The sequence below is a fragment of the Candidatus Dorea massiliensis AP6 genome, assembly GCF_964245105.1.
GTDB lineage: Bacteria > Bacillota > Clostridia > Lachnospirales > Lachnospiraceae > Laedolimicola > Laedolimicola intestinihominis.
In genome coordinates this window covers 53,539-78,648 of record NZ_CAXTKW010000009.1, presented here as the reverse complement: position 1 = coordinate 78,648, position 25,110 = coordinate 53,539, and the positions used below count along the sequence as shown (strand labels likewise).

Below are 25,110 nucleotides of genomic sequence, written 5' to 3'. Positions count from 1 at the left end.
CTCCTTTACTCGGTGAAGCTGAAACCGTTCGCTTCCTTCTGCGTGGTAACAGCGTCATTGATTGTACGGTTGCCGACCTTTACGATGGTCTGTTCCTTCTTGTCTGCCTGTCTCTTGGTATCGGTAGCGATTTCCTTGAGTGTAGGCTCGACATACTCGTGGTAGAACTCACGCATATTGCGAGACCACGAATCATCGGAATATGCACCGTCATAGGATTTCTTGGAATCTTCGTACACCGTCTGTGCCAGCGAGTTATAAGGGTCATAACCGCTTGCCGAAGCCAGCACGAGGTTTTCGTTGATTCCGGCGGTACTTACGACAACGGCATTGATGATACCGTTCGCACAAGTCACAATGTCTCGAGACATGGACTGCCAGTACCCGGAGAACTGTGCCATACCGCTTACGATGGAGCTGTGCATGACAGAAGCAAGCTGGAATCGGTTCAGCACCTCGGTAGTGCCATTTACATGACCTACCAACTCTGCACCGCTCTCACCAGCAACGAACATAGAGCCATGCGCTCGGTTCGTGCCGCCAGCATATTTCGGCATTGCTTTCCACATATTCTGAGTGATGATACCGCCGGAAGCGAACATCTTCACGCCGCCGTTTGCACCAACGATACCGCCGTTCGCCAGTCCGAAGAACTTCTTAATAGAAGTCCAGCCGGATTTGAAAAGCGAGATACCGACAGATACCGAAGTACCAACGAAGCTCGAGATAGAACGCCAACCGTTTTTCCATAGAGAGATACCGACACCTACGGTGTGGCTACCAATCCAGTTCTGAATCGTTGTCCACCCGGACTTGAAAAGCGAAATACCTTGAGCGATAACAGGAAGACTACCAATCCAGTTCTTTACGGTAGACCAGCCGGATTTCAGCAACGAGATTCCTTGCGAAAGCGTAGGAATGTTACCAATCCAGTTTTTAACCGTAGTCCAACCCGACTTGAGTAAGCTGATACCTTGAGAAAGAACCGGGATATTTCCAATCCAATTCTTAACCGTAGTCCAACCACTCTTGATAAGGCTGATTGCTTGGGACAGAGTAGGAATGTTACCAATCCAACCCTTTACTGTCTGCCAACCGCTCTTAATGAGATTGATTGCTTGGGACAGGGTAGGCATATTGCCGACCCAGTTTTTAACCGTTGTCCAGCCGGATTTCAGCAACGAGATTCCTTGACTGACAACCGGGATATTACCGACCCACTCTCTTACAGAGTTCCAGCCGGATTTCGCAAGACTTACTGCTTGCGATACTCCCGGGATATTGCCAATCCAGCCCTTGACCGTCTGCCAGCCGCTCTTTGCGAGTGCGACAGCTTGGTCTACGGTAGGAATGTTGCCTATCCAGTTTTTCACGGTAGACCAGCCGGATTTCAGAAGCCCGACACCCTGTTTCACAGCCGGAATGTTACCAATCCAGTTCTTCACAGAAGACCAGCCATCTTTTACGAGCTTTACGCCAGTTTCAAGAGAGAGACCGTCTTTCGTCTTATCAGACCACCAACCCTTTACGTTGTCCCACCATTCCGAAGCATTGTTCTTTACTTCGGCAAGGAATTGAACAGGCTTGCTGTTCTTAACCTTCTTTTTGAATTTGTTCCACTCGTCAGATATATTTCCGAGAGCTTCCTTGATTCCGCTCACCATCGAATCCCAGCTAACAGGTTTTCCAGTAGCGAAGTCTTTGACCCCATCTGCAATGAGAGCAAGACCGAGAGGAATACCAACACCTGTCAGACACAACATGAGACCGATAGCAAGTTTACCGAGAGAACCAGCCATTGATTTAATCTTGGTAAAAACTCCCTTGATTTTTTCTTTGATGGTTTCCCAGTTAATAGCTACTGCTGTACCGAGAGCCGCCGCACCCGATAATATCAATCCAACACCGAGAGGAATACCAACCCCGGTGAAGCACAGGATAATACCGATTGCAAGAGCCGCCGCCCCAGCGATAGCAAGTATTTTAGTAGTTACGCCCTTTAGCTTGTTTGTCAAAGTGTCCCAGTTAAGAGCCACAGCCGTACCGAGAGCCGCCGCACCAGCAAGGATAAGACCTACGCCGAGAGGAGTTGCAACTCCTGTGAAAGCGAGAATCATACCTATGGCAATGGAAGCCGCCCCAGCAATAAGAAGAATCTTCGTAGTAACCTTTCTGATATTGTCCGGCATACTATTCCAATTCAAACCGACCGTTGCGGCAAGACCGACAGCACCAGCGGCAATCATCGCAATACCCAGCCCGGTTGCAACTCCTGTCAGAGCGAGGATTGCACCGACACCGATTAAAGCACCGCTCACGATAGCCACAATGCTTAGTACGGATTCTTGAACATCACCTGTTAAGGAGTTCCAATTCAAAGCTACTGCCGAAGCGACAGAAACCGCACCAGCGGCAATCATCGCAACACCGAGAGGAACGTTTACACCAGTCAGAGCGAGAATTGCACCGAATGTCAGTAATGCACCTCCAACAATGGTTTCGAGCATACCGATTGTCCTACGGAGAGGGTCAGACATCGAATCCCAGTTAAGACCGATTGCTGTAACCATGCCGACAGCACCAGCCGCCATCAATGCGATACCGAGAGGAACATCAACGCCAGTAAAGGCGAACAATGCACCCATAGCCAGCAACGCACCGCTCACGATTGCCGTGAGAATGGACAGAGCGTTCGACAGGTCTCCGTTGAGGAACTTCCAGTTAATTACAGCCGCAGTACCGAGAGCCGCCGCACCAGCCACCATGAGACCAGCACCGAGCGGTACATTGACACCCGAAAATACAAGGAAAGCACCGATAGCCAACAGGAAGCCGCCCAGCACCCCAGTAACGAGGGTAAGTACCTTCGCCAACCGTTCCGACATTCCGTTCCAGTTCGCCATTACCGAAGCCGCCAAACCGACAGCACCAACAGCCATGAGACCGAGACCGAGAGGAATGTTTGCACCTGTGACAACAAGGATAGTACCGATTGCCAGTAAGAATCCGCTGATAACAGCCGTGATTTCCCACATAGCGTCCTTAATCATCTGAACGATTTCGTCAACCTTGGAAGTGATTGCGTCACCGAGGAAATCGTAGGTAGGAAGGTCAATGCCTAAATCCCCACCACCGATACCAGCACCCGAGCCACTACCGCTTCCGCTGGAACTATCGTCTTTAGACAGGACGTTCAGCTCGTCAATACCGAGCAGAGCATTTTTCAGCTTCTTAGCCGCTTTCCCGGCTTTACCCAGTCCATCGGAAGCGTTCCCGGCATTGTCAGCCAAATCGCCAACCGCAGAAGCACCAGCAGAAATGCCGGAATAATCTACCTCCGGGAGTTTGAATCCGAACAGACTTGCGATAGAGTTTGCCAGCATACGGACAATCTTCGCCAAAGCGATTGCATACGGTAATACTGCGTTCAGAGCCGGGATAAAGATATTACCCAAAGCTCTTGCACACTGCGTAACCTGTGCTTGTAAAACACGAAGCTGGTTCGCCGGAGCGTTCAGAGTACGAGCCATATCGCCTTGAGCGGTAGTTACCTGTGTCATAATTGCGTAGTAACGCAACTGCGACTTTTCAGCCTGTGTCATAGCAGAGACCTTTTTCTCGATACCGAGAGCAAGAGCTTCCTCTTGCAGTCTTGCAACAGACAGGTCGTAACCCAGTCTACGAAGCGGCTCAAGTTCACCCGAGATACCCGACTGTAACTTCTGCATTGCGTCCTCAAACGAAATGTTGAAGAACGAAGAAATGTCGTAGCCGAGCTGTGTGAGGTTCTTGGACATGAGGTACGCTTTATCGCTCGCCACGCCGAAACCGCTAATGATGGTGTTGAACACACCTTGATTTCGCATGAACTCGCCCGGGTCGATACCGAGAGCTTCGCTGACTGCTTCTGCGTAGTTCTGTGCTTCCTCTGCGTATTTACCCATAGAAGCGGTAAACAGGTTCAAATCCTCAATGTACTGGTTGGACTGTGTTATCCACGAAGCGATTACTCTCGCACCAGTACGAACAACACCCATAGCCATTTTGATTTTGGCATACAGATTCATGTAACTATTTGCCGCCTTATTGTTCTCTTGCGAAATTCTGTTCGTGACGGTAATAGCTCTCTGAATGTTCGTAGGAAGACGATTGAACGCCGCAGTCACAGCATTGAGCTGATTTGTCAGCGGAGCAAGAGCCGTAGACAACTGCTGAATTTGACTGGTGAACTTAGTCATATCCATGTTGTCGAGGGTGCCTGCCAGCTTCGGTAACTTATTGAGCGCATTGATAGTGGACTTTAGCCCGGAAGCGTTCAGATTGTTCAACGGTTGAAGTGCTGTCCCCAGCTTCTCCATGGCACTGAAATCTACACCAGTGAGGGAAGCGGCGGCACTGCCAATATTTTGAAGCTGATTTCCGATGGAAGACGAAATTTTGAGACTGCCGAGACCTTTCAGCTTTTCCAAACTGGAAGCGAGCTTGTCAATCTTATCTGCCCCGGAACTATCCATGCTTTTAAGGGCGGTATCGAGATTGCGTACTTGATTTGCAACGCTTGTTAATCCGACACCGCCCCTAACTGCATTTTTGAGTTTGGACAAAGAAGCGGAAAGAGCGTCTATACCAGCGACAGCCGAGGTGGAACTCGACTGAACTTCCAATTCGAGTTGTTCGATTGTAGTAGGCATAAAACTCACTTCCTTTCTTGTAACTGCTTATTTGCCTGTACCATATACGCTTGCATATAGCGCAGACCCTTTTCAGACTTAGCCTTTTCCTTCTTGAGTTCTGCTTCCTCCACCGTCTTTTTATTGATGGGGTATGCTTCCTCAACATAAGGTTGGGCTTTCGTTCCCTTTTTGGCGAAAGCACGAAGAATCGGAGACAGACGAGAAATTGCGTCATAGATATACATACCCTGTAACCACATTTCTTGATTGACCCTCTCTTTGCGAAGCTTCTCCGCTTTGCGGTAGGACTTCACGAGAGTGGAATCTCTATCCCAGTATTGTTCTTCCGTCATGCCTATTGATAAGTAATAGGGGAACTTTGCGAGAAAAATCTCCGAATAAGAAGGGGGAGCAGAGCGATTCTCACGCTCGCTCCCCTTGTTAGCGGATTCATCTGTCAACAGCGAATCACTTACCAACTCGCTGTCCAGCTTACGTTTCCCTCGGATTCCTCGGGTTCTTCGACCAGTGCCATAATCGGCTCGTTGTACATTTCTGCCAGCTTACCGATAAGCTCCTCCTTGTTCGTCATGTGGGAGAAGATTTCGTTGATAACTTCCTTCTTCTCGAAACGATGATGTGCGAGGAACGCACCTTCAAACAGTGCCGGGAGAGTAGACATAGGCTTGTTCTCGACCTCTGCCGCAACGAAGCCCTTCTTCTCCATTTCCGTAACCGTTCTGCGAGTGAACTCAAGGACATATTCTTTATCCTTGAAAGTGAATTTCAACTGCTTTGCCATGATGATTTATCCTCCTTATTTTTCCTTACTCTGCGTCCATGCTAATAACAGTGGACGGAGCGATAGTGATAGTCATTTCGACAACCTCATTCGTGCCGCCGCCGTTAGCATAAACAGACAGAGAGCCTTTGAACTTGAACTTACCGCTGTCACCAGTAGGAGTGACGGTATCGCCAGCTTCCGTACCACCGAACCAAACGGCGAACTCCTTCTCTGTACCTTCCAGTGCTTTCAGCTTCTTGTACTCCTCGAGAGTATAGTTCGCAGTGAACTCAAGAGAATCGAGGGACTGAATACCCGGAATGTAAGTCTGCATTTTGTCAGACAGAGTAGTAGTTTCCAGCATTTCCGGCGCACCGCCGAGGTCGGGAAACTCCTTAATGTCAATCAGCTTCTCCCATGCGGAAGTGTTCTTCTGCATGAGAAAAATCTTGTAAGTGCTAATAGCCATGCTTGTTTACCTCCTATAAATAGTTTTGTTTTTAGAGACGATAGCCCTGTATCGAGCCACCATTCTGTAAACCGTTGCGTCTTCCTCGTTGGGAACAGGGTTCATAAGGGTTCGTGTGAAACCGAGTGCTTCCATCTTGGAATCAATGAGAGCGATGATTGCTTTACATTCAGTCTTCTTGCCACTCGTTTTGTTAGAGTAGACATTGACCTCGTAAAGCACCTGTGCGTGGTTTTCGATACACCCGGAATCTCGAGTGTTTCGATAAACTTGATTGTCTGTCTCAATGAGAGAGACACAAGGGAAGGAAGGTGGAGACTTGACATATTCGCCAGTCATATAGATTTTCGGGTATTTCTTTCGCACCTCTGCGGACACGATACTGAATACCTCTGTCTCAATGTCAATCACCCGAACACCTCCTTTGCGATAGACTGAATATCATTGCAAACGGTGGTGATTGCAAGAGCCATCGGCATACGAGCCGGAGTACCACGAGACAGCTTCAATTCGCCATTTTCGTAGAATCCCCAAACTTCTTTCTTGCCGTTACCCTTACCGAATCCACCGATTGTCATTCCCAGTTCCGCACCGTGAGGGTGAGGGGACGAACCGGGAGAGCCATTATGATAGACACCAGCACCAAACTCAACCCATACAGCGTCTTCACCACTTGCGACAACGACAGTAACCGACCCTCGATTGTCAACCGACACATCGACTTGTGCGTATCGTGGAGAAGTTTGCCCTCCTTTGAGAATAAGCTCGTCAACGATTGCACCGCTGAATCCGCTTTTCGCTTCATCAGCCAGCCGCTCGGCTACTTTCTCTCGGAGGAGTTCTGTTTTTCTAAGGATTTCTTGTTTGTAATCAGCCAGCTCTTTCATAGCTCGGTTGATTTCACTCGTTGACAATCCGAATGAGATAACTTTTCTACCCACTGACAGTCACCTTGCTTATCGCAACCGATACGCTGTTCAAGCTCTTGGCTACCTTCTTGACGATATAATCGTGAGGAGTAATGACCTCACCATCATCGTTCGTAACCAAAGCCCCGGTTTCATCAACCTGTGGCGTTTTATCGACCCATAGCACTGTGTACTCGTCAATAGGGGGAGCGTCCGTCCCCATGACAATTACCTTGTCATAGCTCTCGCTTTCTCCAAACTGTCGGGTGCTTGTTTCACCCTTGGCGGCAGAGATATTAGCGGAGAACTCTACCGGGTTGTCTCGAATGATTTCATATTCCCCTGTAACATTTCCGTATTCGTCCGTCTTAGGGACTTTCTCTTTGTACAGAGCGTAGAAGAATTTGCTCTTGTTTCGTTCCATCATTCTCATTTAATCACCCCCACATGAGGAGTAACCACCTTGAGCATTGAGGAAGGAATATCAGCATTTTCATAGCTTCGGGAGATACCGTTCTCGGAATGAGAGGTCTGACCCTCCGCACCACGCTTGTTCAGCATATAAGCGGCAATCTCGCATTGGAGAGTGTCATACTGTGCCGGAACTTCCGTTACGCTGGAATCATACGGATATGCTCGATTGATGATTTTACGACCAGCCAGTTTAAGATAGGTGGACAGCACTTCGTCACTGTCCGAACCACCGACCATCGCTTTGAGAGCAATCAGCTTTTCTTCCTCGGTCATGTTGTCCACCTCCTTTACTTAGGCAAAAGTAATCTCGTAAAAACCTTCGGTCTTAGGGTCAGACTTAGGAGTACCAACGATGTATCCGTTGTCGGTCTTAGCGTAGTAGACCTTTTCCTTCTGTACGGTAGTGTCGGTAGTGACCTTAGCCGTACCCTTGCAAACCTTGACAGCCTTAGTAGCGTCAGTCAGAGCGGCAAGATAATACTTACGAGAGTAAATATCATTCTTACGATGGTCTGCGTCACGCTCCTGTTCGATTTCAACACCCTTCTTGTTGAAAATCGTTACAGCCTGTCGAGTAGCAACTACGACAGTACCCTTAGTAGCGTCCTTCTTGGTGTAAATGTTCACACCAGCGACAGTACCTACATAGCCGGAACGTGCGTATGCTTCCACATACTTGAGGTCTTCTGCGAGATTCTTACGAAGCTCGGCAGTGTCAGCACCATTGATGAAAGCGAACGTCTGCGGAGCGACCTTCTCCGGCTGATTGTCAGTGCTTTCGATGTTCAGACTTGCAACAGCGTCCACGAAAGCGGCGAAGTTGAACTTCTCTACAAGAACAACCATGGTAGCCTTCTTGAACTCACCGTAAATGTCACCATTCACAGTGTTGAACAGGTCAGTACCCATGTGACGAGTGCCGACAGGAACGAGCATAGGGTCGGTCATTTCCTGTTCGTCATAATACTCGAACTTGTTCTGTGCCATGAGAATCTTGTACTCCTCCGGAGTGTAAGAAACCTCGATGGACTTGGTATTACCTTCGCCCATACCGAGCTTTTCAGTGCCGTTGGTAGCCTTGTAGACGTTAATCTTGCGAATCATACCAGCAGTACCCACAAGAGAGTTATCAACAGTACAGAACTGCTGTAAATCGAGGTGGGAATTGAACTGGTCTTCAACCTCATTGGAGAGGAAGAAGTTGTCATAAATCTTATGAGCCATTACTCATTACCTCCTGTATCGTTATTGGTGTAGAGGGCTTTGTAGTCCTCGGGATTCTTCACAGAATAATCATATTTCTCCTGTGGAGACAGCTTACGGAACTTCTCAAGGGTCATAATCTTGGAATCTCCGTCCGGGGTCGGTTTCGGTGTATCTTTAAGGGCTTCCGCACGAACCTTCTTCTCGACATTCTCAAGATGTTTCTTCTGATTGGCGAAGACCTTCTCGGTATCACCATCAGCCATTGCTTCTGCGGTAGCGTCAGCCAGCTTCTCCTCGTAACCCATGCCGAGCAACTTTGCCTTGAACTTGGAAACTTCGCTTTCACGGAGCAGTTTGTCGTACTTGGACTGTAACTCCTCACGTTCCTCCTGTTCCTTCTGCTTTTTCTGCTCGTCCTCGGTGAGCTTTTCATTCAGCTCCTTCTTCTTAGCCGCAAGCTCGGAAGCTGTCTTATCGAAAATATCCTTCTTTACATATCCGCTGTAATCGGGGTCTTCTGTCTCGAACGCTTCAAGAGCGGCAATTTTCTGTTCCGGGGTCATGTCGGCATAGCCGTCAATCTTGCTAATGTCAATTTTTGCCATGTTGAAATCCTCCTGTCTTTTAATGTCTTCTGTGACAATGTTTGCGGTTTAAGTCTTCTCTGACTATTGCGATTTAAGGCTTCTCTGCCTATATTCACAGCGGCTTACCGCTTAAATATCGTTATTGTCCGGGTCATTATCATCGTCCCCGGAATCATCGAGAGTGGTCTTCTTAGCCAGTTCAGCGGCTTTCTCCTGTTGCTCCTCGTAATACTTCATGCTCATGGTGTAAGCAGATTCAGCGTCAGAGAACATTCCACTATGCTGGAACGCCAACTGTGGGTGAATCTTAGGCTCTTGGAGCATGGAGATAAGGACTTGAGATTTACTCTGAATGGCTTCGTAGTTACGGCGAGTAAACTTCATATCAATATCACTCAACTTGAGCGTGAGACCGCCGAGGTCTCGACAGATACGAAGAACCAGCTTGAGCATTTTCTTTTCTGCTCGCTTGAAGACATTCTCGCTGTCCTTTGCTCGAGCTTCTGCGTCAGACCAACCATCACGGAGCAACACGGCAGAACCAGTATCACTCGTGGAAGAACCGCCGTTACGGTTCGGCATACCGCAGATAGTGAGCATTGCGTTGTAGTAATCGTCCTTGAGGGTCTGCGATTGTGTCTGATTCAGCTCTGTGGTGACTACACCAACATCAGCGGCTTGTCCGTCCACGGACTTCACCTTGATTGCGCCGAGCTGTAAGAACTCCTCGTATTCCTCCTTGGTAATGTCGCAGTTAATGAACTTAATAAAAGCCTGTACCAACTGCTCCATACCGTCCATACGGTTACTTTCCACATTGTTGATTGCGTCCAGTAGAGGAAGCACAATCTCAAAAGAACCGAGACGAGCATTGTTTCCCGGGTACTCGATAATCGGAATCATGTCGAGGGCATGAGGTTTGGATTCCACCAAAATGTCTCCGTCCACGAGGTAATAGCGATTCTCGGTGTAAATCGAGTAGTGGAAAATCTCGTTATCGTCCTTGCTGTACTTAACCGCCATCAGCGGCTTGTTACCGATTTCGTTTGAATACACAACGAAGGTGTCTCTCGGGTCGAGAGTGTAAAGCTCAAAAGGAGCTTCGTCTTCCTCACCCGGTTCATCGGGAAGGACAAGACGGAACGCCGTACCACAAATCATCTGCCACTCAACAAGCTCTTGGTCTTGAGCGGCTTTGTCCTCTGCGAACATATACTCGTTGAGGGTGTTAATCTGCTTTACGATTTCCTCGCCACCATTACGGCTGACATACTGAATCGGCTCGCCACACAGATACCCAACCTTGAAGGACACGATTTCGTTTGCACGATTTTCGGTAATCTTATTGCAGATTTCGGGGCGAACGTCTTTGACACGGTTTCTGATTGGCTGGTCTCCACGGTAATACTTCCACAGGTAGTCAATCTCACTGCGGTTCAAATCGTGAGTAGCAAGAGCCTTACGGAGAACATCGACCACGTTTTCGTCCGTGATTTCTGTCACGCTGGTCTTGATAATGCGCCGACCGCTCATAAATCGTGTCTGACTTAGATACTTCGGCTTGCTCTCGTCAATTTGATGTTCCACGTTCCTTCCTCCTTTCTGCATACAAAAAATGGGTGCATGACTGCTTGAGGTCTAAATTACCTCGTGCAATCATGCACCCATTCAAACTCGTTCTTTTTACCATATCATAATACCACAAGATATAGTAGAAGTCAATACGCTAACACACTATATGTTGATAATTATGTGGAAAGTGTGGATAACTCATACGACCTGTGTTACCACGGTCTCTGAAATACCTCAACCCTTGCGCCGGACAGACTTTGTGCGAACTCTGCCAGCATAGCCATACCATCGGGAACATCATCGTGCTTGTTTTTACCAGCCACAGTGTAAGAGCCGAGCATATCCATCATGCGACCATAATCACTCTGACGTTTATACAGGCTATCGTCTTTGAACAGACAGTGTTCCTTGACCCATGCACTGTTGACGATGATTTTTGTCTCCTTATTGGCAGTAGTGAACTTGGTCGTAATGCGAGTGATACCGCCACGCTTCTTGACCTCATTCTGCACCTTTTCGGCAACACGACCACCAGCGGAATTGCTCTCGAAACGGCACATTTTGACCTTACAGCGGAGCAGTATATCCACCAATCGAGCGTCAACTATGTTCGGCAAACTGTTATCGCAGACACAATCGTCAATGTAGTAGTCATTACCGTACACATACGCCGCCGGAAGGAAAGCGTAGTCAGAACCCTTGTCCTTGGTATCGCAAATACCGATAATAGCGTCCGGGTCTTCTGCCGGAAGCTCGAAGTAGCGGCGCAGTTCGTCCACATCGTAGAGCAGACCCTCACGCTCGATAGGTTGATTCATAAACAGAGCCTTGAAAGACGCTTCATCAAGGTTGTTCCTCATATCCTCGAAATAGTGGCGGCTGAATCCGACACCGTAGGTGTAATTGAAATTACTTTCACCGTCTGCGTCCAGTGCCGGAAGAACAATGAACTTCGCTCGGGAATCACCGCCATACTGATTCTCCAATCGACCGATAACATCATGGACAGACCATCGGGTAGCGATATGGATTTCCTTCGCACCTTCCTTTTTTCGAGATTTAAGGTCATTGGTGTAGGCACTCCATAGCTTATCCAATCGCTCCTTGCTCATAGCTTCCTCAATGCCGGAACACAAGTCATCGGCGTAGAGGATTTTGTCACATCGGGTAGCACCAGTCAGTGAAGCATTGATTGCTCGACAGGTGAGTGTAGAGAATCGGTGCTTCTTGTGAAGGTCAATGGTTTCCTCCTTGGAGTTCGTTGCCGCCATCTTTACTCCCGGGAACACATCAGCCCACAGGTATTCGCTGTCAGTGATAATCTGATACACACCGTCATAGAAGGAGCGTGTCAGCATACCCGAGTGAGCGGACGCAAGGGACTGCGAATCCGGGAATCGACCCATGACCCACGACAGGAAGAAGATACCGAGAGTGGACTTACCAGTACCGGGCGGCATGGAAATCGTAAGTAAGTCCAGCCTATCGTCAATCAAATCTTGCATTGCCTGTACGACAGGGTGCATGACCTCACGGCGAGGGACATAGAACTTCTTGTCCGGCTCACGTTCCCATTCGACATAGAGCAGATAGCTTTCAAAATCAAACGGAGCGGCGGCAAGCAGAACCTTCTTGTGAAGCATGAACAGGGAGCGAAGCTCCTTGTCCGTTTCAGACTGCGGAATCCGATTCTCGATAATGTCCGACAGCTTTTTCAAATACTCCACAGATAGGGGAATGTCTGTCTTCTGTGTCTCGAGACAGATATGGTATAAATCCTCATAGGCTCTGACCCCTTCCGGGGTCTTTTTGATTTGCCCGAGAATTTTTTCAAGTAACTCTTTCATAAATACCTCCAAACAAAAAGAGAGTGCGTCACCGTTCAGAGAATTAAATCTCTGTGCGATAACGCACCCTCGTCATTAAAATCTTTTTCTTCGTTTTCGTTTCCCTCTGTGGTGAGACTGCTCATTCATTTTCACAATCTCATAGAGTACCGCAAAGGGAAATATCAATATTGCCAGCACCCACATAGGCTTATTCCTCTGTCAATGAGATTTCGACCTTCTCGCCGCCGGACAGCTCCACCGATACGGTAGAATCATCGTCAAGCTCGAACAGCCACACCACATCAGCGGTCGTGCCGCTCTGTACGTTGGAATCGCACTGCACATAGCCGTTGGTTCTGTCACCTGTCGGGACAAGCGGTGACAATTCGACACCGTTCTGAAACGCCTTGACCGACACTTCATCAGCCGGGACAGCAGTTTCGGAGCTGTTGTTGGTGTACTGCGTATAGACAGCCACACAATCGTACTGTTCGAGAACAGTGAGCTTTTCTCCGCTGACATACGAGACCTTGTGTTGTGGTTCAGCTCCACACCCGGAGACCGCCAGCATAAGCATTCCGGCAAGCATAATAGATAGCATTTTCTTCATATCTACACCTCCAATGGGAGAATCGGTGAGTGTACGCCCTGTACCCAGCCCATGTCTCCATATTTGTACTTACCCTCATAGAAGGGGCGATTAGATAGGATTCCTCGAATGGTGGACGGCTGAAATCTCTTGCCTTTTCGGGTTCGATACCCACCATCATATAGAATCTCGCAAATGTCCAGCAAAGAGGTGTGGTTCTCGTCATGCTCTCGGAATACCGTCTCCACGATAGGGCGTTCTTCCGGGTTCTGCATGAGCATACCGTCTACGCAGTAATAACCATACGGCTTGTTGCCGCCGGAGTACCCACCACATTGAGCCTTGAGAGACCGTCCACGACCGGTACGCAGAGCGATGTTCTTTCGCTCCTGTTCCGCAACGAACATCAGCAGAGAGCGGTAGATGTTGGCGAAATCGTCACCTTCCGAGAAATGCTCCTCGGTAGAGAGCAGTTTCACATTCCGCTTCTCGAGCGTGTAGAAGTAATAGAAATACAATTTTGTGTCACGAGCAACACGGTCATTCTTGAACACAATCACGGCTTCATGTGCCGGGAGCTGGTCTGCATTGTAGAGAATCTTGTCCAGTTCCGGGCGATTGTCCTTCGCACCGCTGATTGTATCGGTCAGCCAGCACACGATTTCAAAATCATTTCTGTTGGCATAATCTGAAATAGCCTGTTTCTGTACCTCGATACCGTATTTATCGTCCGCAGACTGTTCCTCAGTAGATACACGGATATAACCAATCGCTTTCACGAGATATTCACCTCCTCAAGTAGTAAAAGTAGTAGAAAATCAAAAATTGCGGTAACTTTTGCTATATATGCGTGTACTAAGAGGAAGTTACACGCAAAATGCTGTTTTCAACTACTTTAGCTACTTCAATCCTTCTTTTCGTAGGTGAGAACGATGTTATAACCGAGAGCGTCCATCATTTTCACGAAGGTATCGTTCACGATTCCACCATTCTTCTTGAGAACTCGGTTGATGTACTGTCCAGTAGTGCCGATTTCTTCACCCAACTGCTGTTGTGTCTTCCCAGCTTCGAGGAGCTTCACCTTTACATCAACTTCAATGTTATTCTTAACCATGTTTTGACCTCCTATATGTTGTTTGTGATACGAGTATAGCACGAGAAAGGGAGATTGTCAACACTGATAGGATAAGAAATTATCTTTTATAGGGTCTTTTTATTTTTTGAGAATATTCAGCGTACTCCCTCGCCCGGTTTCGCCCCTTGTCAATCCCCCTCCGGGGGTGTACCCACAAGCCCCGAAAACGCCGCCACAAGCCCGGGAAACGGTAAACCCATATAAACATACACCCACGAACAAAAGCCCCGGGAAACGCCCCACAACGCAAGCCGGACACAACGACACGAACAACCAAACAACCCACGCCGCCGGACACGATGAACGCCGGACACAATGCACCCACGCCCACGAACGACACAAGCCCGGGACACGTTCACAAGCGTTCAAGGCTTGCCACGCATACCCGGGCGGCTATTCTTGATTATGTTTTACGTTTACCGGGTGGAGGTACACGCACAAAAAAAGCCCCGGCATATAACCGGGGCTGTAAAATCATTTATTCATTTTTAATAAATCAGCTAACACAACGAACGGAAAAATTAAAATACATAAAATTATCAAATGTTTATACCTCCATTCCGAATTTTTCAATATTTACCGGGTTTTCTAAATTGATAAACTGAATATCATACCAACGCCGCCCGAATTGCTCATAATAACCACAATAGAAATTATTATTTTTCAGTATGTTTAATACTGATTTATACATTGTTTGAAACGTGCGTTTTTCGTATGGGTGTTTTACGCTTGTTTCATCGTATGCAACCAACGAAATTAAAACCCCTTTATGATTGACCGTTAAATTATAAAGCGTATTATCTTTATAAATAACCGTTGCGGACACTTTACGCATAATAAAACCCCCTTTACAGAACGCAAAAGCGTTTATAACTTGTTTCCCGGCTGTATTCGGTGAACAAATCCGGGTATTTTTTCTTGAATCCGCTTGAATCAAAACGACTTGAAACAACCGTTTTATTAGTGGCTTTTGCCGCCCCTTCAACGTGCATTTCATCGTTTCCCATAATTGCAAGAATATCTGATTTTATAGAATCGTTCATAGCTTGCAATTCTTCAATTAAACGTTTGTTTTCCCGGTACTCATTGCATAAACTTTCAAATCTTTTCATTTTTCAACCCTCCATAACGCTATAATCATATTGTTTGACCGTTCCCAACGTGTACGCCGTGGGCGTTTCCCCGGTGAATCTGTCAACCGTTACAACCGGGATATAAAACGCCGTATAACGCCCTGTTTCGTTGTCGGTGCAATTATAAATTTCAAAAGCGTTCACGGCTTTTTCAAAAGAAACACCGTTATAACCTTCAAAATTTTTGTTTACGTCAATTTCTAAATGCCACGGCGTAAAGGGGCGCATATTCACCGGGCAAAACAGAACGGTTAAACCGTTGTTATAAGCCGCCCGGGCTTGCTTTTTCGTGATACGTTCCCACGTTTTGCCGTTGTTCGTAAAGCTGTATTTATTCATAAATAACGCCCCCGTTCAATTTACAAAATTCTTTCAAAAGGTTTTCAACGGCTATTTGCTTTTCTTCAAATGGGCGTTTGTCTTCCCAACTCAAAATAGCCCGGGCTTTTTCCTCGTATTCACTAATTTTTTGAAGCCTTGCACCCGGCATATTTCTATAACCTGTGCAAATCGTAACGCCGTAAACCTCATAAACGTCAAAATTCCAACCATACACGCCGCAAGTGTACGCAATGGGTGAATGATTGTTTAACAAGTGGGACAAATCGCAATACCCGGCGCATTTAACATTATAAGAACCGTTTACAATAGCTTTTCTTGTGGTTTTAACTTTCATTTTCTTTTCTCCGTTCTTTTATCTGTAAAGTGTACCGTTATACGCCGCCGCTTTTTCTTGTGGCGTTGGTTCGTGTTCAAGCCCCATAAACCCGGCTTTATTCAAACCGCAAAACGCTTTTATATGTTTCCCGGTGGTGTTACTCCAACCGTCCCACAACCTAACAAGTGAACCATTTACAAGCCGCTTTATAATAGGGGTGTTATAGCTGTAAAGCGTTTCATTCCCGGCGTTGTCAATTTCAACAACGGCTTTTCCATAGAAACTTTTTTGTGTTCCGTTCGGTGCTAATTCATATCTTCTCATTTTGAATACCTCCATATAATCTTATTTGTGTTGTTTCTTGTCTTGCCTTGACTATACAATAACACTTTCAAGATTGTTTGTCAATACTTTTCAGATAAAAATTTATCTTTTTCGTGTTGGCTGTTTATCTTGTTTGTGTTGTTATTGTTATTCTAATTCTTATTATACGAATTGTCAATATCTAAATTCTAAATTTACGAATTGCACCGGGCGAAAAATTCGCATTATATAGAAGAAACGCCGCCCGGGGTGCATTTTGCTTCAATACACTAAAGAGGTAAAGAGGTGAGTGCCGTGTCCGGCTGATTTTCTGAAAATTTCCGTGAATTTTTGCATAGAAAAAGCCCCGGGAAATCCCGGAGCAATTTCATAGTCGAAAGTCGATAGTCGATAGTCGCTCGGCTAATAGTCGGAAAGTCGGAGCGTGAGCGAAAGTCGCTTAGTCGCTCGTGTCCTCGTCAGAGTTGCTTGCTGAAAGTCGCTTCTGCTGGTCGCTTGCAATGTAGCGTTCTCTGATTTCATCAGCGGAATAGTCGTTGTCGTTCTGCTGGTTCGGTGTGAGAACGTACTCGGTCTTGTCTTGGTAGCCATAGTTGTTCTTGCCGAGGAAGATACCAGCTACCGGGTTGACCTTGCCGGAGTTCATGTAGGATTCCCACAAATTTTCGAGCAAAAAGTACGCCTTTTTAATGGTGTCAGTCACGCTCGGCGGCAACGTGCTATAATTTCCACGCCCACCCAACGGAGCGTCATGTGTGATAGCCCACAACGTCTGTCTGCTCATGCCATTCAACGCCATTGCCATACCAGCAACAGTCGGTTTCATATCAGCGTTCGCATACAACGCAAAATAGTCGGAAAGTCGTTGCTGAACCTCCGATTCACTTTCCATATCAATGTTTGGCATATTGAACAGTGTCATGTTGACGCTCAAAAACTTCGCATTATCCCCAGCGTCAAGGTTGAACCCATTCGTACCAATCACAGGAGAGTTGCCACCCCTCGGCTTACCTTTCTTCTTAGACTTCATTTCTTTCTTTCCAGTAGTCGCAACGGCTTTCGTTCCGACATTCTCCTCGCTGGAAACAGTCTCCTTAGTCGCAACAGTCTCCTCGGAACTGTCTGCTAACAGTTTATCTATATCCATTTCGGTCTCCTTTCTTCTTATTCTTATTGCAGTAGTAGAAGTAGTTGAAAATCGGTTTTTGCGTATAACTTCTATATATAGGGATTTTTCTATATAGAGGAAGTTACACGCAATACCTTGAGAACAGCTACTTTAACTACTGTAATAATAAGAATAACTCGTTCTTATGAAAAGATTGTTTTTCAATCCTTTTCAGATAGTTTGGTAAATGTCATTTTTGATAAATACTTATCCGCTTTGTGTTAAATGAAGTTTTTGCTCTCGTAGTAGTCAATCACTCGCTTAACCTCAACAGATTTCAGCACAACGATTCTGTAATTTTTACCGCACTTCCTCTTAACCCAAAAGTCGTGTGCGGCTTCTGCGATAGAGCTGTAAGTGAGCATTTTCGTCTTGCTGGTACGCTGGTGAGGAGGGCGGTATCGGTAGTCTGTGCCATACAAAAACTTCCCGGTCTTAATGTTCTGAATCGCAAACATCGTCTACCTCCTTATCAGTACCTCCGAACGCTTCTTTGATACATCTGCCGAACTCTTTGAGAGCTACACCAGCGGAGTAGGCGGCAAAGTCGAAGGTCTTCTCAATCTCGGGGTAACGACTGCGGACATATTCAGCAAGTATGTCATTTCGTGTCTTCATTTCCCAACTCCTCCTCGAGAATCTTCTCAAGCTCCCTCGTGCCGACAGCTTTCATGTAGGTGTGCGGAGCTTTGACGGTAGATACCTTGATTGCACTCTCCTCGATACGAGCCTTGAGACGTTCCAACAGAGAAGCGTTCTCTACCTTGACACCGTGATTGAAAAGTCGTATCTCGTCCTTCTTGAGCCATTTCTGCCACTTACCGCAAGCGGAGCAGTAAAGTCCTGTCTGATTGCCGTGTTCCTCGGTGAAGAACTCCTTGCCACCGCATTTGCAAACCATATTCATAGTTATACCTCCCACCATGATTTGATACCCTTGCCGAGTTCGACAGAGAGTTTCGTGCTGATAATTCGGGCGTGTTCATACTGTGCTTTCACGCCGGGAACAAAATACTCGGTTCTGCCGTTCTCAATATTCTTCTGATTCTGATTGAGAAGGTCAGCTTGGTATAGGTTCAAGAGCCGTACCAGCTCTGATTTTTCCTGTAAAGTCATTACAGCACCTCCTTCAATTTCAAACCACAGTAAGTTGCATAGCCGCTCGAGGTCGATTTCCTGTCGAACCATTCCGGGTGACGCTCCATTTCAGAATTGAACTTACGAGCCGACAGGATATAAGCACCCTCGGACTTCGCCCAAATCTTGAAAGAGTTGTACAGGTCTTTCGCCTTGATAACGGTTGGCGAGCTTTCCTCCGGGACACGCTCACAGCGGTTCTCGAGGAACTGCAATACGAGGTCGTTATCACGCTCGTACTTGGTGACAACCGATTTCAGACTACCGCTCATTGCAAGTCCACGCTCCTTGTAGTGGATATACCCACGCACCAGCCACATGAAAATGCCGCTCATGCTGGACTGTTCACACAGCTCGTCCTTTAGGTGAGTGTCCTGTTCCTCCGGGGAGAAGTGGCGGTTGAACTCTACCACCTTGATACGCTCGGAAGCGAACAGAGACTTGTCCGTTACCATCGGAAGGTCGTTACAGGAAAGCCATAACGTAAATTGCGGCTTGAATGTGATTGCCGACTGATACAGCGCACGAGCGGAGATTTCCTCACCACCTGTAAGCTGTTTGATTTTCTCCTCGTCCAGTTTGCCGTATTCGTTGCTCTCGGACATTGTGACAAAGCGTTTGCCCTTCAATCCGGCAAGTGTAGGACTGGCGGCTTCTGCGTCCTTCTGACGGTCTCCACGGCAAATCATACCGACCGGGGCAACCTTGGCATAGTCACCGAGCATGGTCTCGATGGTGTTGAGCAGAGTAGACTTACCGTTACGAGTGGTCTTACCGTGGAGAATGAACATACACTCCTCGTTGCTCATACCCAGCATGGAATAACCCAAAGCTCTTTGAAGGAAGTCTGCCTTGTCCTCGTCATTCTGTGTGACCTCTTTAATGAACTTCTCCCAGCGTTTACACTTAACCGTCTTGGAGATAGTGTGGCTAAATGCTGTCTGCATGGTGAGAAAATCGTCCCAGCTATGTTCCCGGAAGGAGAAGTCTCGAAGGTCGTATGTACCATTGAGACAGTTAATGAGATAAGGGTCTGCGTCAAACTGCACAGCAGAGATACGAAGCTCACCTGTTGCGTCCTTGAGGATTCTATCTCGCATACGCCTGTCACCCATCTTATTGACGAACCCGGTGTAGGACTTTCGGGTATCATCGTCCTCGATTTCTCCGCAGTAGAGAATCATCAAACGAACGAAATCTTTAATCTTCTCGGACACGAGAATTGCTCCCTCGTCCTTACGCCATGCCCCCTCGTGATAGGTGTACCAGCTCTTGTGTTCCGGGCAGTAGCGAGCTTCGTGAGAATAGAGCAAGCCAAACAGGTTTGCCATACCCATTTCAGACCACTCAAACCCGGAGCTGGTCTCGTCTGCTTTCTCGGGGTGATACTGCTTAATCAGATACATCTTCGAGGATAAGTCCTCGTCCATAATGACACGACCGTTGCGTGTCTCGAAAAGCTCTTGCATTACTTATCACCTCCCAGCAGAGTAATCGTCAAATCAATAAGGTCTGACAGGCGGCAACGGATTTCATAGAATCCGAAAGAGTGTCCGTCCTCATGAGCACGATTCCAAATGGCTTCCGCTTTCTTGCGAGAGAGCCTGTGACCCACCTCATACTGAATCTTTTCGATAATCAGATTGTAGACGGAATCTCGAGCCTTGTTCTTCTCGGTGTTGAGCCGAGCGACTTCACTCTGATACTTCTTGTTATTCAATTCGACCTGTTCTCTGTTCCATTTCACAGACTGGTCTTCATCGAAAATATGATTGCCGGGGACTTTTTGCAACCCAACCGGGCGGCACGACATTCGGTTCATAATGTCGAACTCATTCTGAATGTCTTCCCAGCTCATATCAGCTCCTTTACCCATATCCATCACCTCGCCATTACCTTATTGAGAAGGTCTTCGTAAAGGTGCTTGTAAAGATTCCTCTCGACCGTTACAGAGTTGTCAACAGGCTCACCATCGACCACAGGAGCGGCGATACCGAGTGAGCAGAGGATTCCAGCATTGACACCCTCCATTTCCTTATCGGTACAGGTACGGACGAAATCGCCCAGCCTGTCCTTATTGACCGTGTAGATGGTCTCACACAGAGCGGTTGAAGGAATCTTGCACAGCACCTCTGCATGAGTAGGCATGAGACGCTTTTCCTTGGTGGTGAGATAGACCACCTCGACAACATCTGCGTGTTCATTCAATTTATCAGAGGAGACAACGATTGCTGGTCTTCCCTCTGTATTACTCGGGTCTGTGGCGTAGCACTTGGAGTTGGAAATGTAGAAAATATCTCCTCGCTTCGCCGGGACGCTCTTATTCATGTAATATGCCATTATTTCTTACCTCCCATAACTGCGATTGCACATTTCTGTTTGTCCTCCAACCACCACGAACACTGCTCGGTTACGCAGAAAACAGGCTGTGTGCCAATTTTCACGGTGTTATTCTCGTCTACGACAGTGTTAGTCGTGAGGAGAGGACAGATTTTGTTCTGTTCCATTTTCTGATAACCTCCTATATTTTCCGCAGTAACACTTTGAGGATTTGCACCTCAAAGCGTAGCGGCATTGATTATGTAGAGGGCAAGCGTGGCAGACACATCTTTTCTTACAGTTTTCACATCTTGTCTGCACGACATTTACCTCCGTTCTTTATTGAACTCGCCCCACAAGGGGGCGAGATTTTAGGATAAGAGAAAGACCGGGCGAACGCCAAGAGAATTGGAAGCGTCGTCGCAGGACGCACTACCGTTGTAGCCGACATAGGCGAAATCGGAAGCGGAATCCTCAACCTTATTCTGCAACCAGTACCATTCCCATGTACCTGTCTCCGAGCCTTGGAAAGCGATACGCTCACGGCGGTTCTCCATGCCGTAGAAGCGTCTAACAGATACAGGCTCGTCCTTACCGTAAGAGTTCTCTCCGAAGATTTCACGCTCGGTAGGAATACGGAGCATATCAAAGCAGTTTGTCTGACCTACTCGCATACCAACCATGCGACCCTTGATTTCCTCCGGGAAGCTCTCGAAGATTTCTCCGTTCAACTTCTTGCGAAGGTCGGAATGTTCGTAGTCAACCTTTTCGGCTCTGCCGGGATTCTCGAACATTTTCTGCTCGTCCTTGAGACAGTCAACGGTGATGAAAAGCATACCGTTCGGGGTCTCACGAATGGCTTTCGCCTTAACCTTTTCCCCTGTGGTGAGTGTGAAGGAGATAATGTCTCCCAGTTCAAACAGTTCAGTGTCAATAGTCATGTTTCTCATAACTTCCATGATAAAATCCTCCTTAATCTTTATTAGATAAGTTTTTGTCTTGCTGTGATTATAAGATAACACATACAAGATTGAATGTCAATACCTAAAAGATAAATTTTTATCTTTTCTGTGCAAGTTATCGTCTTCTGTGTTTTAATGCTTTTCGCACACCCTCGGAGCGTTGCTCGTATAGCTCACTGAATCGCCTATGTTCCTCACGAATGACTTTCTTTTCTTCCTCCCACAGTGCCTTTTCGTATAGATACTCGGGACATACACCGTGACAGCCGGGGTGTCGCTTCGGAGCAACGCAGTCCTTACAGCATTTAATCTTCATCGCTTGTACCTCGTGACGCTGTTGCAGATAGTTCGCAACTCGTTTCGGTCGAGAGGTGGGTCACAGGCAACCGTATTGGCGTACAACAGCTCCTCGTAAATCTGTGACTTGGAGTAGCCTTGATTGTGGAGCATACCAGCGAGGGAGGTGAGACAGATATTGCGGCTTCCGTCCGGGATTCTTGGATATACTGGACGGAGCTTTACACGCCCATTCACGACAGGTTCTTCCCATACCGGGGCGTATATCTTGTCTCGCCCAACAACCACCTTATCGGAGGTCTTTCGAGCTTCCGGGAAGTATTTCTCTACAACATAATCAATCGCTTCTTGGTTCTCGATGATTTCTCGGTAGAGAAGGGTGTTCCCGGTCATAATGAAGTAGCGAGCCGCCTTGTAAATCTCCACGCCAGCAAGATTGTTCTTGCCCTTGAAGGGGAGAGTTCCACGGAGTAGGATATGGAATCCACGCCCACTCCGGGATTTCTCCGTATAGCTGTGGCACTTACCGACAATATCAGCCCCGAGGACGCCCATAAGACCGTCTTCATCGTACCCCTCGTCAATATCAATCCCGACATACCCATTGTCCGCAAACACGAAACCGCAGTAGTCGTAATAGTGCTGGTTGTACGATTCGAGAGCAGTCTCGAAATCAGACCATGTTTCCGGGTTGGTTGAGGAAGCGGCTTCGTTCTCCCATGCTTTCATAGGGACTTTGCTTCCATCATTCGCACACACCCACTGGTCGAGTTTCTTTAATTCCTCGGGAATATTGTCATAGTAAACCACGCCGCTTTGCCACCTTTCTTTCCAGCTCATTTACGAGCTTCCAAATGCTGTCCTGTGAGATACCTTTGGACTTCGCCAACTGATAGATATTGTCCGGGACGGTATCGCCCTCACGATAGATATACAGGAGCATTGCTCGGTCATTATCGGAGAACGACTTGAGTGCGCTGTCACACGCCGCCCAGTTATGCTTGTCTGCTTCCGAGTGGAACTTCGGTCTGTCGTGTCGAGCATAGAATCGCAGACAATGATTCACATACTCGGAGTAGAAAGTTCGGCTCATTTACTTGTCCTCCTTCATTTCCCCATACATGGAACTCAACTGGGCTTTCTTTGCTGTCTTCTTGACCTCAACGCCCTCGAAATACCACTGGTCATCAATGCAGATAGGGTAGTCCGGGTTGTCAGATTCCACCAGCTTACCAGTATCAATGATATGCTGTGCCGCAGACACGGAGAGGTTGTTCTTTACGAAGTCCTTCCCGGTGCGGAGCAGAGCGTTCACTCTGCCGTTGACGTTCTTCAACTTATACATTGTGTATAACCTCCTTAAATTCATTATTCAGAGCTTCCACATCGACATTGCAAAGCTCCTTGAGTTTGTAGCGTTCCGGGTAGGTATCGTCCATTTCGTAGACCTCCCTCATGTGAATGTGTTCCTTCAACATATCCCGGTAGAATCTCTCGAGACGCTTCTTACCGAACCCGAGGTAAACATGAAGCGTCCACAGCACCATTGCGTCAATGTCGAGAGAATAGGCTTCGTCATGCTCAAGAATCTGTCGGTCGATTTCGTGGATTGCCGCCGCTGTCGCTCTTTCCTTGGCTGACTTCTCCGCATGAGAGACCATGTGGTCGAAATCACTGACTTTCAGATTCAGAGTGGGTTCTTTCTGCACCTTTATTCCGGCTTTCTTCTGCCTACGCCGTTCAGCTCTGTTCATTACCCACACCTTCCTTCAAGAGCGAACCATGAGGGAGGGTGAGAATCCAATCGCAGAACATACGCCACTCGTCCAGCTTGTGACCTCTGCGATATTCCAGCATATTCAGAAGGTTTTCGTAGGTCATAGTGACCGTTCGCTTCTGATTGAAAGAGGAGGGCAAAAGCTGAATCATGTTCCACCAAAACTGCTTACGCTCAACATCGGTGAAATCACCCTCACTCACGAGCCTGTTGTAATCGTTGTACCAGCCACGATTGTTGTTAAGCTCGTTAATCACAACACCGAGAATCGCCTTGCTCGGCTCGTCCAAATGCTCACAGGAGAAGTCCTCGAAGGTGAACTCCTTTGCCTGTATCTTGTGCATGGTGGAACAGCTATTAGCTGTCGTGCCGACCTTGTATGTATCGAACTCCTTCCACCAATAGAGAGGAGCGGTAATATCCACCGATACGAAAATCTGACGAAGGAACTTACGGTGAGGTGCGCCGCCACGAATGAGCCGGGTCATAAGGTCTTTATCATTGTCACCGATTGCATAGCACTCATACGGAGTACAGTCATGCTCCTTCGGGTGACAGATACCTTCTCGGTCGATGATTCCACACTTGCCGCAGTCAACCGCCGGGTAGCTGTCGGAGCGTTCCCAGCTATTGAGGGGATTTCTCATTCCTCGGATAGCGTGTTCCCAGCCCCATACATCGGGTTTCTCAAATTTAATCATCGCTCACTCCTCCTTAATAGCGGTTCTTGGCTCGAGACAGGCTTGCCATCTGACGCTTCATCATGTCCTCGTAAAACTCGTTGCTCGGGTTATCCACCTTGTAGCAAGGGCGGTCTCCGAAGAACACACAGTAGGTATCTGTGGTCTTCTCATGTACGATGGTGGTGTATTCCTCGGTCATAGCCGAACCAGCCATAACAGGCTCACCAGCTTCGGTCACATCGAACCCGGTACAGGTGCTACCCCAAATCTGTGAGAAACACTCAACACTGAAATCGAGGTAGACTTTCTTGCGGCTATCATTCTCCTTAATCTCGGCAATCTTCTGAACGAAGTCCGGGTCATGGGCGAGAGCCTGTTGTGCCTTATAGAGCAGAAGCTCCAAATTCGGGATTCTTGCCACCATAC

The 25,110-nt window shown here is 47.5% G+C and carries 36 protein-coding genes; all 36 read right to left on the bottom strand.

Annotated features, from left to right (window positions below):
• Positions 1 to 5: 5 nt before the first annotated feature.
• Positions 6 to 4,691, bottom strand: coding sequence for a hypothetical protein (locus ACESZP_RS10555; protein WP_499708997.1), 4,686 nt, complete (start codon positions 4,689 to 4,691; stop codon positions 6 to 8).
• 5 nt (positions 4,692 to 4,696) lie between these two features.
• Entirely contained in the window at positions 4,697 to 5,152 is a 456-nt protein-coding gene (locus ACESZP_RS10550) for a hypothetical protein (protein ID WP_499708996.1), read from the bottom strand.
• Positions 5,146 to 5,475, bottom strand: coding sequence for a DUF5055 domain-containing protein (locus ACESZP_RS10545; protein ID WP_015554747.1), 330 nt, complete (start codon positions 5,473 to 5,475; stop codon positions 5,146 to 5,148). Before ACESZP_RS10545 ends, ACESZP_RS10550 begins: the two co-directional genes overlap by 7 nt.
• Before the next feature lie 25 nt (positions 5,476 to 5,500).
• On the bottom strand, positions 5,501 to 5,926 hold the full coding sequence (locus tag ACESZP_RS10540; protein ID WP_015554746.1) for a phage tail tube protein: 426 nt from the start codon (positions 5,924 to 5,926) through the stop codon (positions 5,501 to 5,503).
• Between the two features lie 6 nt (positions 5,927 to 5,932).
• Entirely contained in the window at positions 5,933 to 6,337 is a 405-nt protein-coding gene (locus tag ACESZP_RS10535; RefSeq protein ID WP_055304187.1) for a hypothetical protein, read from the bottom strand.
• Positions 6,334 to 6,813: a hypothetical protein gene (locus ACESZP_RS10530; RefSeq protein WP_147609146.1), complete on the bottom strand. Its 480-nt coding sequence runs from the start codon at positions 6,811 to 6,813 to the stop codon at positions 6,334 to 6,336. Before ACESZP_RS10530 ends, ACESZP_RS10535 begins: the two co-directional genes overlap by 4 nt.
• A 46-nt stretch (positions 6,814 to 6,859) precedes the next feature.
• The gene (locus ACESZP_RS10525) at positions 6,860 to 7,267 is read right to left on the bottom strand and encodes a hypothetical protein (protein WP_015554745.1); all 408 of its coding nucleotides are present in this window, start codon (positions 7,265 to 7,267) and stop codon (positions 6,860 to 6,862) included.
• The gene (locus ACESZP_RS10520) at positions 7,264 to 7,581 is read right to left on the bottom strand and encodes a phage head-tail connector protein (RefSeq protein ID WP_055304190.1); all 318 of its coding nucleotides are present in this window, start codon (positions 7,579 to 7,581) and stop codon (positions 7,264 to 7,266) included. Before ACESZP_RS10520 ends, ACESZP_RS10525 begins: the two co-directional genes overlap by 4 nt.
• Before the next feature lie 18 nt (positions 7,582 to 7,599).
• A complete protein-coding gene (locus ACESZP_RS10515; protein ID WP_499708995.1) occupies positions 7,600 to 8,532 on the bottom strand; it encodes a hypothetical protein in 933 nt (310 codons plus the stop codon).
• Positions 8,532 to 9,119 (bottom strand): hypothetical protein, encoded by a 588-nt coding sequence (locus ACESZP_RS10510; RefSeq protein ID WP_499708994.1) that lies wholly within the window; start codon positions 9,117 to 9,119, stop codon positions 8,532 to 8,534. The genes ACESZP_RS10515 and ACESZP_RS10510 overlap by 1 nt, the downstream gene beginning before the upstream one ends.
• Positions 9,120 to 9,230: 111 nt before the next feature.
• Positions 9,231 to 10,688, bottom strand: a complete 1,458-nt coding sequence (locus ACESZP_RS10505; protein WP_499708993.1) for a phage portal protein — start codon at positions 10,686 to 10,688, stop codon at positions 9,231 to 9,233.
• Positions 10,689 to 10,885: 197 nt separating this feature from the next.
• Positions 10,886 to 12,520, bottom strand: coding sequence for a phage terminase large subunit (gene terL / locus ACESZP_RS10500; protein ID WP_499708992.1), 1,635 nt, complete (start codon positions 12,518 to 12,520; stop codon positions 10,886 to 10,888).
• Positions 12,521 to 12,710: 190 nt separating this feature from the next.
• Positions 12,711 to 13,112 (bottom strand): DUF5067 domain-containing protein, encoded by a 402-nt coding sequence (locus ACESZP_RS10495; protein ID WP_499708991.1) that lies wholly within the window; start codon positions 13,110 to 13,112, stop codon positions 12,711 to 12,713.
• Positions 13,113 to 13,114: 2 nt separating this feature from the next.
• Positions 13,115 to 13,870, bottom strand: a complete 756-nt coding sequence (locus tag ACESZP_RS10490; protein WP_147567697.1) for a recombinase family protein — start codon at positions 13,868 to 13,870, stop codon at positions 13,115 to 13,117.
• A 125-nt stretch (positions 13,871 to 13,995) separates the two neighbouring features.
• Positions 13,996 to 14,205, bottom strand: coding sequence for a helix-turn-helix domain-containing protein (locus tag ACESZP_RS10485; RefSeq protein ID WP_015554739.1), 210 nt, complete (start codon positions 14,203 to 14,205; stop codon positions 13,996 to 13,998).
• Between the two features lie 568 nt (positions 14,206 to 14,773).
• Positions 14,774 to 15,061 carry a hypothetical protein gene (locus ACESZP_RS10480; RefSeq protein ID WP_499708990.1) on the bottom strand — a complete coding sequence of 96 codons (288 nt, stop codon included), beginning with the start codon at positions 15,059 to 15,061 and terminating at the stop codon, positions 14,774 to 14,776.
• A gap of 13 nt (positions 15,062 to 15,074) precedes the next feature.
• On the bottom strand, positions 15,075 to 15,338 hold the full coding sequence (locus tag ACESZP_RS10475; protein ID WP_499708989.1) for a hypothetical protein: 264 nt from the start codon (positions 15,336 to 15,338) through the stop codon (positions 15,075 to 15,077).
• A gap of 3 nt (positions 15,339 to 15,341) precedes the next feature.
• The gene (locus ACESZP_RS10470) at positions 15,342 to 15,698 is read right to left on the bottom strand and encodes a hypothetical protein (RefSeq protein WP_499708988.1); all 357 of its coding nucleotides are present in this window, start codon (positions 15,696 to 15,698) and stop codon (positions 15,342 to 15,344) included.
• Positions 15,691 to 16,035 (bottom strand): hypothetical protein, encoded by a 345-nt coding sequence (locus ACESZP_RS10465; protein WP_499708987.1) that lies wholly within the window; start codon positions 16,033 to 16,035, stop codon positions 15,691 to 15,693. The genes ACESZP_RS10470 and ACESZP_RS10465 overlap by 8 nt, the downstream gene beginning before the upstream one ends.
• Positions 16,036 to 16,053: 18 nt before the next feature.
• A complete protein-coding gene (locus ACESZP_RS10460; RefSeq protein ID WP_499708986.1) occupies positions 16,054 to 16,341 on the bottom strand; it encodes a DUF8033 domain-containing protein in 288 nt (95 codons plus the stop codon).
• Between the two features lie 439 nt (positions 16,342 to 16,780).
• Entirely contained in the window at positions 16,781 to 17,488 is a 708-nt protein-coding gene (locus ACESZP_RS10455; RefSeq protein ID WP_499708985.1) for a hypothetical protein, read from the bottom strand.
• 242 nt (positions 17,489 to 17,730) lie between these two features.
• The gene (locus tag ACESZP_RS10450) at positions 17,731 to 17,967 is read right to left on the bottom strand and encodes a hypothetical protein (RefSeq protein WP_499708984.1); all 237 of its coding nucleotides are present in this window, start codon (positions 17,965 to 17,967) and stop codon (positions 17,731 to 17,733) included.
• Positions 17,945 to 18,127, bottom strand: coding sequence for a hypothetical protein (locus ACESZP_RS10445; protein WP_187115939.1), 183 nt, complete (start codon positions 18,125 to 18,127; stop codon positions 17,945 to 17,947). Before ACESZP_RS10445 ends, ACESZP_RS10450 begins: the two co-directional genes overlap by 23 nt.
• Positions 18,111 to 18,416, bottom strand: a complete 306-nt coding sequence (locus ACESZP_RS10440; protein WP_499708983.1) for a hypothetical protein — start codon at positions 18,414 to 18,416, stop codon at positions 18,111 to 18,113. Before ACESZP_RS10440 ends, ACESZP_RS10445 begins: the two co-directional genes overlap by 17 nt.
• A gap of 2 nt (positions 18,417 to 18,418) precedes the next feature.
• Positions 18,419 to 18,625, bottom strand: a complete 207-nt coding sequence (locus tag ACESZP_RS10435; protein ID WP_499708982.1) for a hypothetical protein — start codon at positions 18,623 to 18,625, stop codon at positions 18,419 to 18,421.
• Positions 18,625 to 20,115: a DNA primase family protein gene (locus ACESZP_RS10430; RefSeq protein WP_499708981.1), complete on the bottom strand. Its 1,491-nt coding sequence runs from the start codon at positions 20,113 to 20,115 to the stop codon at positions 18,625 to 18,627. The genes ACESZP_RS10435 and ACESZP_RS10430 overlap by 1 nt, the downstream gene beginning before the upstream one ends.
• The gene (locus tag ACESZP_RS10425) at positions 20,115 to 20,522 is read right to left on the bottom strand and encodes a hypothetical protein (protein WP_499708980.1); all 408 of its coding nucleotides are present in this window, start codon (positions 20,520 to 20,522) and stop codon (positions 20,115 to 20,117) included. Before ACESZP_RS10425 ends, ACESZP_RS10430 begins: the two co-directional genes overlap by 1 nt.
• Positions 20,523 to 20,527: 5 nt before the next feature.
• On the bottom strand, positions 20,528 to 20,986 hold the full coding sequence (locus ACESZP_RS10420) for a type II toxin-antitoxin system PemK/MazF family toxin (protein ID WP_147567703.1): 459 nt from the start codon (positions 20,984 to 20,986) through the stop codon (positions 20,528 to 20,530).
• Entirely contained in the window at positions 20,986 to 21,153 is a 168-nt protein-coding gene (locus ACESZP_RS10415) for a hypothetical protein (protein WP_015554731.1), read from the bottom strand. The genes ACESZP_RS10420 and ACESZP_RS10415 overlap by 1 nt, the downstream gene beginning before the upstream one ends.
• A gap of 183 nt (positions 21,154 to 21,336) precedes the next feature.
• Positions 21,337 to 21,924: a DUF6273 domain-containing protein gene (locus ACESZP_RS10410; protein WP_499708979.1), complete on the bottom strand. Its 588-nt coding sequence runs from the start codon at positions 21,922 to 21,924 to the stop codon at positions 21,337 to 21,339.
• Between the two features lie 315 nt (positions 21,925 to 22,239).
• Complete coding sequence (locus tag ACESZP_RS10405; RefSeq protein ID WP_499708978.1) at positions 22,240 to 23,064, bottom strand: primase alpha helix C-terminal domain-containing protein; 825 nt, start codon at positions 23,062 to 23,064, stop codon at positions 22,240 to 22,242.
• Positions 23,021 to 23,317 (bottom strand): hypothetical protein, encoded by a 297-nt coding sequence (locus ACESZP_RS10400; protein ID WP_015554728.1) that lies wholly within the window; start codon positions 23,315 to 23,317, stop codon positions 23,021 to 23,023. The genes ACESZP_RS10405 and ACESZP_RS10400 overlap by 44 nt, the downstream gene beginning before the upstream one ends.
• Positions 23,318 to 23,569: a hypothetical protein gene (locus ACESZP_RS10395; protein WP_499708977.1), complete on the bottom strand. Its 252-nt coding sequence runs from the start codon at positions 23,567 to 23,569 to the stop codon at positions 23,318 to 23,320.
• Positions 23,562 to 23,978, bottom strand: coding sequence for a hypothetical protein (locus ACESZP_RS10390; RefSeq protein WP_055304138.1), 417 nt, complete (start codon positions 23,976 to 23,978; stop codon positions 23,562 to 23,564). The genes ACESZP_RS10395 and ACESZP_RS10390 overlap by 8 nt, the downstream gene beginning before the upstream one ends.
• A complete protein-coding gene (locus tag ACESZP_RS10385; protein WP_419055888.1) occupies positions 23,965 to 24,702 on the bottom strand; it encodes a hypothetical protein in 738 nt (245 codons plus the stop codon). The genes ACESZP_RS10390 and ACESZP_RS10385 overlap by 14 nt, the downstream gene beginning before the upstream one ends.
• A 13-nt stretch (positions 24,703 to 24,715) precedes the next feature.
• Complete coding sequence (locus tag ACESZP_RS10380) at positions 24,716 to 25,108, bottom strand: hypothetical protein (protein WP_055304134.1); 393 nt, start codon at positions 25,106 to 25,108, stop codon at positions 24,716 to 24,718.
• Positions 25,109 to 25,110 lie beyond the last annotated feature (2 nt).